This window comes from Helicobacter baculiformis, from assembly GCF_900197685.1.
GTDB classification, from domain to species: domain Bacteria; phylum Campylobacterota; class Campylobacteria; order Campylobacterales; family Helicobacteraceae; genus Helicobacter; species Helicobacter baculiformis.
Genome location: NZ_FZMF01000044.1, coordinates 1 through 12,157, shown reverse-complemented (window position 1 = coordinate 12,157; position 12,157 = coordinate 1). Strand labels below are relative to the sequence as shown.

The 12,157-nt window shown below is 45.1% G+C and carries 13 protein-coding genes; 9 read left to right on the top strand and 4 right to left on the bottom strand.

Features of this window, described 5'->3' with window-relative positions; translation table 11 throughout:
• Positions 1–17: 17 nt before the first annotated feature.
• From C6G87_RS06715 to C6G87_RS06705, 3 genes are read right to left on the bottom strand one after another with little or no spacing between them, the layout of a single operon-like run.
• Positions 18–893, bottom strand: coding sequence for a bifunctional riboflavin kinase/FAD synthetase (locus C6G87_RS06715; protein WP_104752751.1), 876 nt, complete (start codon positions 891–893; stop codon positions 18–20).
• Positions 862–1,563 carry a 23S rRNA (cytidine-2'-O)-methyltransferase TlyA gene (gene tlyA / locus C6G87_RS06710; protein WP_104752750.1) on the bottom strand — a complete coding sequence of 234 codons (702 nt, stop codon included), beginning with the start codon at positions 1,561–1,563 and terminating at the stop codon, positions 862–864. The genes C6G87_RS06715 and tlyA overlap by 32 nt, the downstream gene beginning before the upstream one ends.
• Positions 1,564–2,064, bottom strand: coding sequence for a hypothetical protein (locus tag C6G87_RS06705; RefSeq protein ID WP_104752749.1), 501 nt, complete (start codon positions 2,062–2,064; stop codon positions 1,564–1,566).
• Between the two features lie 15 nt (positions 2,065–2,079).
• Here C6G87_RS06705 and C6G87_RS06700 point away from each other — a divergent pair, with 15 nt between their 5' ends.
• From C6G87_RS06700 to C6G87_RS06685, 4 genes are read left to right on the top strand one after another with little or no spacing between them, the layout of a single operon-like run.
• On the top strand, positions 2,080–2,961 hold the full coding sequence (locus C6G87_RS06700) for an aspartate carbamoyltransferase catalytic subunit (protein ID WP_199767659.1): 882 nt from the start codon (positions 2,080–2,082) through the stop codon (positions 2,959–2,961).
• Between the two features lie 32 nt (positions 2,962–2,993).
• Complete coding sequence (gene guaA, locus C6G87_RS06695) at positions 2,994–4,535, top strand: glutamine-hydrolyzing GMP synthase (RefSeq protein WP_104752747.1); 1,542 nt, start codon at positions 2,994–2,996, stop codon at positions 4,533–4,535.
• Positions 4,526–5,140, top strand: coding sequence for a thiamine phosphate synthase (gene thiE / locus C6G87_RS06690; RefSeq protein WP_104752746.1), 615 nt, complete (start codon positions 4,526–4,528; stop codon positions 5,138–5,140). The genes guaA and thiE overlap by 10 nt, the downstream gene beginning before the upstream one ends.
• Positions 5,130–5,876, top strand: a complete 747-nt coding sequence (locus tag C6G87_RS06685) for a tetratricopeptide repeat protein (RefSeq protein ID WP_104752745.1) — start codon at positions 5,130–5,132, stop codon at positions 5,874–5,876. The genes thiE and C6G87_RS06685 overlap by 11 nt, the downstream gene beginning before the upstream one ends.
• 562 nt (positions 5,877–6,438) lie before the next feature.
• Here the strand turns inward: C6G87_RS06685 and C6G87_RS06675 are convergent.
• A complete protein-coding gene (locus tag C6G87_RS06675; protein ID WP_104752776.1) occupies positions 6,439–7,014 on the bottom strand; it encodes a ribonuclease HII in 576 nt (191 codons plus the stop codon).
• Between the two features lie 385 nt (positions 7,015–7,399).
• Between C6G87_RS06675 and glaH the strand changes: the two genes are divergently transcribed.
• From glaH to C6G87_RS06650, 5 genes are all read left to right on the top strand, one after another.
• The gene (gene glaH / locus C6G87_RS06670; RefSeq protein ID WP_104752744.1) at positions 7,400–8,359 is read left to right on the top strand and encodes a glutarate dioxygenase GlaH; all 960 of its coding nucleotides are present in this window, start codon (positions 7,400–7,402) and stop codon (positions 8,357–8,359) included.
• Between the two features lies 1 nt (position 8,360).
• Positions 8,361–9,569, top strand: a complete 1,209-nt coding sequence (gene lhgO / locus C6G87_RS06665; RefSeq protein WP_104752743.1) for an L-2-hydroxyglutarate oxidase — start codon at positions 8,361–8,363, stop codon at positions 9,567–9,569.
• A 66-nt stretch (positions 9,570–9,635) separates the two neighbouring features.
• A complete protein-coding gene (locus tag C6G87_RS06660; protein WP_104752742.1) occupies positions 9,636–10,127 on the top strand; it encodes a PAS domain-containing protein in 492 nt (163 codons plus the stop codon).
• Between the two features lie 9 nt (positions 10,128–10,136).
• Positions 10,137–11,276: a methyl-accepting chemotaxis protein gene (locus C6G87_RS06655; RefSeq protein ID WP_104752741.1), complete on the top strand. Its 1,140-nt coding sequence runs from the start codon at positions 10,137–10,139 to the stop codon at positions 11,274–11,276.
• Between the two features lie 41 nt (positions 11,277–11,317).
• Complete coding sequence (locus C6G87_RS06650; RefSeq protein WP_199767658.1) at positions 11,318–12,037, top strand: hypothetical protein; 720 nt, start codon at positions 11,318–11,320, stop codon at positions 12,035–12,037.
• Positions 12,038–12,157 lie beyond the last annotated feature (120 nt).

The following is a 12,157-nucleotide window of genomic DNA, read 5'->3' as shown; positions in this document are numbered from 1 at the left end:
AGAAGAATGCTCTCATTCTAGCAAACTTGCTCTGAATCTAGCACGCGCGCAATACTGATATCTTGACTAATTTGAGTTTTAAGTGTCTCTAGATTGTCAAAACGGCGGTTATCACGAATCTTTTTGAGGAAAAAAATCCGCAAAAACAGCGGCGGAGTGGCGATTTCTTGATCAATAACATGGGTTTCAAAAGCCATCTTACCATCGGTGCTTAAACGATGCCCCAAAAAGCTTACCGCACGCGCGTTTCCTTGTGGTAAAGCTACATCAGTTGCATAAACCCCTGGGGATGGTACAAGTTTGGTCTGCAAAGTATGGGTATCAATATTTAGAGTAGGATAGAGGCGTGTACGTCCTAAGTGTTGCCCACTAATAACTTTGCCTTGCAAAGCAAAAGGACGGCTCAAAAATTTACATGCCAAAAGCACATCGCCCCGTTCAATGCACTCTTTGATATGATAGGAATGTAATGAAATGCCCTTGATCTTAATTTCAGTAATCACCTCTAAATGGATTTGGGGGTTTAGCATAGCGCGCAGTTGTTCTACACCCATAGAACGCCCTTGTGCACATTTAAAATCATAGCCAACCACGATTTTCTGCAAGTTGGGAAATTTTCGACTAAGTAGGGTGATGAAGGTAGGCGCATCGATATGGCGGGCTTGCTCTAGAGGTAAAAAATAAATTTTTTGAGCATAAGCGGAAAGCAAAAGCGCGCGTTCGTTTAAAGTGCTGAGTGCTTTAAGAGGCTCGTTACGATCCACTACTAACACTCCCCCATGCGGGCATAAAGTTTTCAAAAGGCGTTGATGGGCTAAATGCACCCCATCAAACTTACCCATTGCTAAACTAAAGACACTTTCATCGCTGGAAATGGATAAAAATTTCTGCATTGCCCGCTTTTCCCTTGATCTCTGAAGGTTGGATATGGCGCACACGCCTCCCCAAAGTCTCAATCTCTCCTATAAACTCTTTTAGGCGTGTTTCCACACGCATCGGATCACACACCACTCCTCGTTTGTTGCGCTTAACTTCCTTACCCACCTCAAATTGAGGCTTGAAAAGTACCAAGCATTCCGCGCTCAATGCGCACAACACGCCTAGAATTTTACTCAAAGAGATAAAACTCACATCGCAGGTAAGAAAATCGTAAGTCTCTTGAGGGATAAAAGTGCGGATATCGCATTGCTCTACTATGCGCACCTGTGGATGTTCTCTTAAACACGGGTCTAACTGATTTGTGCCCACATCTACGCACACCACCTTTTTAGCTCCCTTTTCTAGTAAAACCTGTGCAAACCCTCCTTTGCTTGATCCCACATCTAAGATCACTTTGTTGGTACAATCAAGAGGGTAATGTGCCAAATAGTGCCATAACTTTGCGCCCGCGCGACTCACGAAAACACGCTGAGGTACGCTCAACTCCAAATCTAAGGGCACTTGCAAGCTCGCTTTAAAAAGGGTGCGTCCTACACTTTTGATAAGTCCTTGCTCGATGAGAGTTTTGGCCTGTGATCGACTTTGTGCTAAACCCTTGAGCACTAAAAATTGATCTAGGCGCATCTAAAAAGCAGGTGCGGGTACTTTGTAGGCAAAGTTAAACATGATCTTTCCCAACCCAACAATATCCATTTCTAGTTTTGCTTCTTCTTGCGAAGCGCGGTCTAATTTAGCAAAGGCGATTAAAAAACCTCGCGCGTACTTGTTAGTGGTGTACAGCACGCTGTCAAATTCTTCTTTACTCACTTCGCGCACCCATGCTGGAGTCTCTGCTCCCCGTAAGCCATAGAGTTGGTAGCTGATTGCTTCATTATCCAAATAGCTACCATCTTGGATAAAAACCTCTAAAAAGAAAAATTCGCGTGCGTGGTAGAGCACGGGGTCAACATCATTGAGATGGGTAGCTAGGACGCTCACCACAGGGCGCAGATTGACAATGATTTCACCCTTGCGCGTGGCTTGTGTGCGCTTTTCAGCTAGAAAATCTGGTTTGTAAGCTTCGATGAAATTATCCTTACAGCCTATTAATCCAAAAATCAAGAGACATAAAAACACCCTAGCCATGCTATAATTCCTCGCATGTTGACCCAACTGATCCACACCAAAAATCTTAATGATAGCGAAATTTTAGCGCTTCTAGAGCGTGCTAACGCTTTTTTACACCAAGAAGCCACTCCACCTAATTTGACACACAAGCGTATTGTCGCGCTTTTCTTTGAAAACTCCACGCGTACGATCGCAAGCTTTCAAATGGCTGCTTCTAGATTAGGGGCATATTTTAGCGTTTTTAATGTCCAAAAAAGCTCCGCAAGCAAGGGGGAGACTCTTTTAGATACCCTGCATAACCTTGAGGCGATGGGACTCGATCTGCTCATCACGCGCCACCACCATTCCAGTTCAGCCATCTACTTTGCCAAACATCTTAATTGTGCTTTTATCAATGCCGGAAGTGGTACTCTTGCTCACCCCACTCAGGCACTTTTGGACTTACTCACGCTCTATAACCATTTTAAAGGTGCGTTGGAAGGCAAGACCATCGCTATTGTGGGGGATATTAAAAACTCTCGGGTGGCTAATAGCAATATGGAATTACTGCCTCGCTTTGGTATGCGTGTGATCTTAGTTGCCCCCCCTCATTTCTTACCCCCCACATCTTTGCCTACAACTCACTCTTTACAAGAAGCCCTAGAGGTAGCGGATGTGGTCATGGGTTTACGCACTCAGACCGAACGCCATTGTTTGCAAACCTATGGATCATTGAAAGATTATGCTAAAGATTTCTGTTTGAGAGGCGCTTTACTAGGAAAACGCCAAATTCCCATTTTGCACCCCGGCCCTGTACACCGCAATATTGACATTGAAGATGCGCTTTTAGATGATCCGCGTTGTCAAGTGTTAGAACAGGTCAAGTTAGGCGTGTTTTTACGCATGGCTTTGATGGAGTCTATGCTCGCCTCTTAACATTTTGATTATTTTTACTAAAAAGGCAAAAAATGGCAACTCCGGAGATTTTAGTCCTAGATTTTGGGAGTCAGACCACCCAACTCATTGCGCGCCGTCTGCGTGAGTGTGGGGTGTATACAGAAATTTACCCCTATCATCTCTCCCTTGAGACAATCCGATCCAAACAACCCAAAGGGATTATTTTAAGCGGGGGGCCCGCTAGCGTGTACGATTCACAAGCCTACCACGCCAATCCGGGGATTTTGGAGCTCAAGATCCCCATTTTGGGGATTTGCTATGGTTTACAATGGTTGGTACACAGCTTGGGGGGGCGTGTGGCGCGCGCGCGCTCCCAAGAGTTTGGGCGGGCGCATTTAGAAAATCTACAAAATCACCCCCTCTTAGCAGAGATTGAGCCTTCTAGCGTGGTGTGGATGAGTCATGGGGATCGCGTAGAGGTGTTGCCCCCGGATTTTCAAACCCTAGCCCAAAGCGCGCATGCCCCCTTTTGTGCGATCGCCCACACCCATAAACCCCTCTATGGCTTGCAATTTCACCCCGAATCCGCCCATAGCGCGCAGGGGGGGCGCATTTTAGCCAATTTCGCGCGCCTGTGCGGCTGTACGCAAGATTGGAATATGCAGGATTTTCTAGCTCAGCAAATCCAAAGCATCAAAGCACAGGTAAGGGGCGATCGGGTGTTGTGCGCGGTGAGCGGGGGGGTGGACTCAAGCGTGGTGGCGGTGTTGTGCGCGCGCGCGCTGGGGGCACAGGTGGAGGTGGTGTTTGTGGATCACGGCTTGTTAAGGGCTGGGGAGCGCGATCAAGTGGTGGACATGTTTGCAGATTTGCAAATCCCTTTACATGTGATAGACGCACAAGATTTGTTTTTACAACGCCTTAAAGGGGTGGTGGACCCTGAGAAAAAACGCCAAATCATCGGGCACGCCTTTATTGAAGTCTTTGAGAACAAGGCTAAAGAACTCTCTAAACAAGGGGCGATCAAATGGCTCGCTCAAGGCACGCTTTATCCCGATGTCATTGAGTCGGTGAGTTTGAAAGGTCCTTCAGCGGTGATCAAATCCCACCACAATGTGGGCGGGCTGCCTGAAAAAATGCGCCTCAAACTCTTAGAACCCTTAAGAGAACTCTTTAAAGATGAGGTACGCGCTTTGGGCGCGCGCTTAGGGCTGCCTGAAAAGATGTTAGCGCGCCACCCCTTCCCCGGTCCCGGGCTTGCCATTCGCATTTTAGGAGAAGTTACCCCCCCCAGCTTAGAACTCTTGCGCCAAGCCGACTCCATTTTCATAGAAGCCCTGCACACCGAGGGGCTGTATAGTGAAGTATGGCAAGCCTTTTGCGTCTTGCTCAATGTGTTTTCTGTGGGGGTAATGGGGGATAAGCGCACCTATGATAACACCATCGCGTTGCGCGCGGTGGTGGCAAGCGATGGGATGAGCGCGCATTGCGCGCCTCTGCCCCTTGAGTTCTTAGAGCGCGTGGCTAATGCCATTATTAACCAAGTCTCTGGGATTAACCGCGTGGTCTATGACATCACTTCTAAGCCTCCCGGGACCATTGAATGGGAGTAGCACTTAAGGGCTTGTATGCCATCAGTGATCTCAAGCTCACCCCCTACCCTGACCTACTTAAACTAGCTGCGCGCGCCATTGAGGGGGGGGTTAGTTTCTTGCAACTGCGCGATAAAGAACATAGCGATCAAGAGCTCTTAGGTTTGGCTAAAGAACTAAACGATTTATGCACAAAAAAGGGCGTGGGCTTTGTGATCAACGATCGCCTTTGCCTAGCCCTAGAGTGTAACGCGTGGGGCTTGCATTTGGGAGGGGAGGATATGCCCTTAAGTGAGGCGCGCGCGCGCTTTAGCGGAGTGATTGGGGTCTCTTGCTATGGGGATTTAGAGCGCGCCAAACAAGCCCAAGCACAGGGGGCGGATTATGTCGCCTTTGGGGCGTGTTTTAAATCGCCTAGCAAACCCAAAGCGCCCTGTATAGATTTAGAAATCTTGGCGCGCGCTAAGGCGTGCTTAACAATCCCGGTGTGTGCCATTGGCGGAGTGAATGCGCAAAACATCGCCCAACTCAGGCATGCGGACATGGTTGCGCTCATTAGCGCGCTTTGGCAGGGTGATGTGCGCGCCAATGCGCAAAACTTACTAGAAAATTGGCATGCGTATTAAGATTTTTTTAGGGATTTTAGGGGCGTTGTTATTAGGCGGGTGTGCTAGAGAGGCGTATTTAAAAAGTGGCAATAAGGCGCGTTATGCCCAAGACATCAAAAAAGCCATCGCAGATTACCAAAAGGCTGGGGAGTTGGGTAGCGCACGGGCGTATGAAAAACTAGGCTTTTTTTACTGGGAGCGCGCGCCCAAAGACATTACAAAAGCCGTTGTTTCTTTTAGAAAGGCGTGTAAGTTGGGTTCCAAGCAGGCTTGCGCGCTGGTAGCACGCCCGCCTGAAAGCCAAGCACCTACCTATTTAGAAGGCTTGCTCCAAGCTGGTTATGCTAACGATCGCCCAAAGATTATGGCTTATTTAAACAAGATGACACAAATGGGGATCGCACGCGCCTATTTGGCTCGTGGGCTATTAGAAGAGAGTAGCAATCCCAAGCAAGCTATCATGGACTACCAAAAAGCGGGCAAAATGGGAGATGTGCAGGTTTACCGCACTTTGGGCTGGATTTATGAGCAGGGTTTATTAGGTGTGCGCAAGGACATAGACCAAGCGATCAAGTATTACCAACGGGGCGCAAAATTAGGCGACCCTTATGCTTGCCATAGTTTAGGGGTGATCTATTGGGATGTTCGTAGTGTGCATAAAAGCCGCAAAAAAGCTAAAAAATACTTTCTAAAAGGTTGCGATCTAGGCTTTAAAGGGTCTTGTCAGATGCTTAAACTGACACACTCCCCCTAACTTTAGCTATAGAGATTCTAGGATCATCAAGAATCTGCCCGTCTTAAGTGGGTCTTAGCATCTCTCCTCCGAGAGTGGCTAGTTCTACCTATTTAATCTAGGAAGTCTGCCCTATTTTAACAAACTTCTTATAAGCTCTATATCCTCTCTACTAGCTCCTGCCATGTCTGAGAATCTAGAGTTTAAAAAAGCAAAGCATGTTGTTTTCTTTAATTTGGCGATCTGCCTTTGCAGAGTGTAGAGCTTTAGGTGTTTCTTGCCGCTCAGCTAACGCTAGGGGGTTTAGTGCGCGGTTTGCTTATATCCCCATAGTTAATCCTGTCAAGAAGAAGTGTAGCATACACCAACTTATCAACCAGTGCTCTAAGACTCTCTAAGGACTGCGAGGTATCCAAATGCGTTAAAACTTTTGGCTCCTTAGACTGATGTTGCCCGTAGGAAACACACTACATTGGGATTATAAGAGACTCAAAACATCCAAGAAGTAGGCAGTGTGTCAAGAGCTTTTGTTTTTCGACTTTTTTAGCGCCGCCCATGCTAAAACATCTTAAGAGAGATAACCTCACTGAGTCTTGAGTATTTTAAAGCTCTTGCGATGCGCGTCAATAAGTCCGTGCTTGGCAATGGCTAGGGCATGCGCGCGCGTGCCATAACCACAATGTTTGGCAAAACCATAATGAGGGTAGGATTGATCTAACTCTAGCATTTCTCTATCCTTATACGCCTTAGCCAAGATGGAAGCCATCGCAATTTGGGGGATTTGATCATCTCCCTTAATGATGGCTTGAAAACTCTCTAAATGTTCAAATGTAAGCTTAAAAAGCGTGTTGCCATCTAGGCGTACATGCTTGATTGTAGGTAACTGCAAAATGATCTGCGTGATGGCTTCTTGCATGCACACGCGTAAGCCCTTGCTATCGATTTCTAACGCACTTTTAGCCACCACCACGCTTTGGATGCGCTGATCTTGGGTGATTTGTGTGGCAAATGTGAAGCGCTTGGTTCTACTGAGCTGTTTACTCTCCTTGAGTCCTGAGTGCACAAACGCGTTAGCCACACTCTGCGTGCAAACCACCCCCGCTATAAACAAGCTTCCACACCAACACCCTCGCCCCGCTTCATCTATGCCTAAAATCATGCCAGTTGCAACCCCTGCCCTCATGATGCCTTCAAAGCACATATCACTATTGCGACACTAGGATTTAAAAAAGATAACAAAAACAAGAGAAGGTACAAGCCAAATTTTTGCAGCCATTGCATGATAGCCCTTTTAAGGTTTGGCTGGCATGCTAGCCCATCCATGCTACTATTCCCCTTATCCTAAAGCTTTGCATGTCCGAATTATCATTGTATTTTAACTTCCTTATTTGGTGTTTGTTCCGTTTCCATGTGAAACAAACAAGTGGTGTTGTGGTCCAACTCTTACAATTTTATTAACAAAAATATGCCATTCTTGCGATCTAGTTAGAGGCCAACTCGAGGCTCTCTTTGTGGTTGGCTTAAAGTCTCAAGAAGGAGAACAGATGGCATATGCAACACAAACCGACACCTTTAGCGTAGAACCCACCCCTTATTCCACACGCCTTTTACAAGTTACTCTAACACAAGAAACCATCCAGCGATTTCTCAAAAACATTGAGATTTACCCCGTGCAAGCCTTAGAATATAAGTCTTTTTTGCGTTTTAGAGTAGCGCAAATCTTAGACAAGCTTTGCGATCACAAGCTCAAACCTTTCCTAGAAAAAGCCTTGGGTGATCGTCAGACGGGAGCCTTGTTGGTCAATCCAGAGGGGATTAATCGGGTAGAGCAGGGCGATGAGATGGTAAAAATCGCTACGGCATTTGTACATCTAATTGGACGTTCGAATTTTGATCTGATGACAGGACAGTTTTATGCCCGTTGGGCAGTACTCAACACCGATGATTCGGATAGCTATTTGAGGAAGCCAAATAAACCCTTGGAATTGCACAATGATGGCACTTTTGTCAATGAAGTAACCGACTATGTGCTGATGTATAAGATCGATGAACAGAATATGGAGGGAGGCGATTCCCAGTTATTGCACTTGGACGACTGGGAGGAGTTGGATAAATTTTACAACCACCACCTAGCTAAGAGGGTGATACGCTGGTCTGCACCTCCTAGCAAGAATGTAACTAGCGATGTTTACCACCCGGTCTTTGAAGCTGATAGTCATGCTAATCCAGTGATGCTCTACATCGATCAGTTTGCCCAGCCAAAGGATTATGAAGAGGGCGTTTATTTAGCTGATTTGGGTGATTCGCTGGAGAGCTCTAAAGCTAAATTATCTTTTCCTGTGCCAGTAGGGCAGTTTTTGCTCATCAATAACCTCTTTTGGTTGCACGGACGAGATAAATTCCAAGCACATCCTAATCTGAGGCGGGAGTTGATGCGCCAAAGAGGTTATTTTTCTTTCAGCACCAACCCTTTCAGTCGCTATAAAGACTTTAAGAATTTCTAGCATGGCTGTGATCTATGATTGTGTCGTTGTGGGGGGAGGGATTTTGGGGCACTCTGTGGCGATGCAATTGTCGGAGAAATATCCAGATTTGAGGGTAGCCCTTTTAGAAAAGGAGAGGGAGAGCGCCATGCACCAAACTGGGCGTAATAGTGGAGTGATTCATGCAGGGGTCTACTACACTCCCGGTACGCTTAAGGCTAATTTTTGCTACGAGGGCAATAAGGCTACCAAGGCTTTTTGTAAAGATAATGGTATTGTCTATGAGCAATGCGGGAAATTGCTAGTTGCTAGCGATGAGATGGAATTAAAGCGCATGGAGGCACTTTTAGAACGTACTAAGGAAAATGGACTAGATCGCACTCGTTTAGATGCTCAAGAATTACGGGAAATGGAAACGAATATTGTGGGTTTGGGAGGTATTTTTTTTCCCACTAGCGCGATTGTGAACTATGCAGAAATCACTAGAGCTATGGCTAAGAGGTTTCAAGAAAGAGGTGGGGAGATTCTTTATAATGCTGAGGTGGTTGCACTAAGCGAACATGCAAGGGGGGTTAAAATCAGTAGCAGGCGGGGGGTTGTCGAAACAAATTATCTTGTAACATGTTGCGGGCTACATAGCGATCGTCTTGTTAAAATGCTAGGAATCACCCCAAATTTTGTAATTTGTCCCTTTAGGGGTGAGTATTTTAGACTTGCCAGCCAACATAACCACATTGTCAAGCATCTTATCTACCCCATTCCCGATCCTAGCATGCCCTTTTTGGGCGTGCATTTAACGAAAATGATCGATGGAGGTGTGAGTGTAGGACCCAACGCAGTTTTAGCTTTTAAAAGAGAGGGCTATAATAAAAGTGATGTGAATTTGAGGGATTTAAAAGAAATGATGATGCATAGAGGGGTTAGAAAGGTTATCCAAAAGTATCTAAAAGCGGGACTAGTTGAATTTAAACATTCTTTTTGCAAAAAAAGTTACCTTTCTTTAGTGCAGAAATACTGCCCCTCTTTGAAATTACAAGATCTGCAACCCCATCCATCCGGAGTACGCGCGCAGGCGGTGAGTACTGATGGGGAGCTCATCGAAGACTTCCTTTTTTATAACACAGAGCGTAGCGTCAATGTGTGCAATGCTCCTAGCCCAGCTGCCACTTCAGCTTTGCCTATAGGCGCTTATATTGTGCAACAATTAGAAAAATGTTGGCATGGATTGTGATCTAAGTTTTTTTAAATTTAAAGTTTGTTAGAAAGTTGCGCGGATCAAGTCTTAAGAGGAGTACAGGTGGAAAAGTTTGTGGATCGTAATTATTTTTTGGTTACAAAAACCAACACGAAAGGCGTGATCACCTACGCTAATAAATCCTTCATTGATATTGTTGGAGGAAATGGCGAGAAAGATTTGTTACACAAACCTCATAATGTGGTGCGCCACCCAGACATGCCTAAGCTGATCTTTAAAATGATGTGGTCTGCTATTAAACAAAAGCAAGAAATTTTTGCTTATGTGAAAAATAAAACCTTTGATGGGAATTTTTATTGGGTCTTTGCCAATATTACAGCTTCCGTAGACGCTGAGGGCATGGTGGTGGGCTACTATTCTGTGCGGCGTGCCCCTAATCGAAAAGCTATAAGTATTATAAGTGCTCTATATAAAAAGTTACTTGATGCGGAGAAGCGTGGGGGAATACAGGCGAGCACGACGCTCCTAGAAGAGACGCTACGAGAAGAGGGCTGCGACTACCATGCTTGGGTCAATAAATTACAACGACTATAAGGATTTTATATGCTAGGTTGGTTGACAAAGGACGGAGACAACTCTTTAAAAAAAATTTCAGATTTTGTGGCAGCTGTGCGCGATGGTCATTTAGAACACCGCATTACAGAGATCGATGAGAAAAGTCCTTATGCCACCATCATGCATGGCTTAAACGATTTGCTTGATCAAATCGAGTCAGTCTTTAGAGAGATGGATGCATGTGTGCAGGCAGCCCATGAGGGAAAAGATTATCGCAATGTGTTTCATGAGGGTTATCGCGGAGTGTTCAAGCAGTATGCCGCCCATGTCAATTCTCATGTCAAGGGGATCACCGCAATCAATAACAGCGAGATTGTTTTAAAATTGGCAGATATGGAGGGAGGAGCTCATGGGATTAGAGATGTGCTCGTTAAATTAGATAATAAAATTCAGCAATGTGTGGAAAATAAAGAATTGGTACAGCACATCGAAGAAAACTCTTTGACAAGCCAAGAGCAAATTGAAACTATCCACGAAGATTTATTGCACTTTAGCGACAATTGTAATAATGCCAATGCTGTGATGGACGACTTGCGCAATAAGATGGACTTCGTCATGCAGGTAACCAATGTCATTAGCGACATCGCCGATCAAACGAATTTATTGTCTTTAAACGCGGCGATCGAGGCGGCGCGTAGCGGAGAGCATGGGCGGGGTTTTGCGGTGGTGGCAGATGAAATCCGCAAGCTTGCTGAAAGGGTGGCTAAAGAGGTAGGCAGCATTAAAACAAGTTTTAGCTATTTTCAGGAAGATATTGTTAAGTTGGGTAAAGAATTTGGCGAAGTGAGCGCGTTAAATCTAAGTATTCAGCAACACTTCGAGGAATTTCTGAAGGTACTCAAGGTGTTTATAGATAGTAGCCATAAAAGCCTAGATAATTCTAAGGAGCTGGAAGTAGGCTTAAGACATGTGATGCGCCATATCGAATGGATTATACTTAAAATGAATGTCTATAGAAGTGTGGTTACCAATAAAAAAAGTAATATTGAATTAGAAAAAGCAGTGGGTTCAGAGAGCTTAGTACTTGTGCATGAAGTGCTTGATCATGTTAAGGAGCACTATAATCTCAATGAGGTGGATTCGATGGTAGCGCGTTTGCGCACTTTAGATGCCATAGAAGTTTTTTAAAGCCTTCTGCTGTGTGTTAAAGTAGTATAGAAAGGGTTGCGATGAGGTATGTAAAATTGATTGTGGCTGTGGTGTTTGCTTTAGGCATCTTTGTAGGAGGTTTGGCATTTGAGCGTTTTGTGCTAGGCAAACATGCTTTGAGAACGGAGACGAGTCAGATTAGCTTAGAGCTCAAAGAGAGACAACAGGTTACCCCTAAAGCTTATAGCACACACTTACTCTTTAGCAGTAGCAATGCTCTTTTGAGTGCACAAAGTCTGACTACTGAACAAGAAGAGAGCATCAGAAATGCTTTTAAACAAATTAATCTCCTAGCTAGGGAGAGTAAGCTATGTCAGGAAGCTAGCTATAGTCTGCGTCCAAACTATAGCTTTGCTGATCATAAGCAAACCCTCTTAGGTCACAAACTCTATGCGAACATGGCGTGTGAATTTGATGTTGCTAAAGTGGATGCTTACGAGAAATTGCGTGATCAAATTGCCAAGATTGCCACTGAAAATACTTTTTTTGTGCTCAATACGCCCGCCTTGCAGTTGCAAGCTAGCGCTCAAGATCGCCTTAATTTGCAAACCACACTCTTAGATAAAGCTCAAAAAGAGCGCGATCTCTTTGCTAAAGCTCTCAATAAACAATGCCGTATCAAAGATTTGAGCTTTTATGCTAGCGAAGATAATTTCGCTCGTTTTGCCACTGCTCGCGAGAGTGCCCCACGCCACATGCAACTTAGTTTGAACGCACGACTCACTTTGCGCTGCTTTTAAGCTAATCATAAGCTAAGCATAGATAAAATGCAAACTTCTTTGCAATGATTTAAGCTTTCTTGAAGATTGCAAGGTTTAGGAGCTCAGGGTAACTGGGTTATGTTCTTTGACATCCAAGCA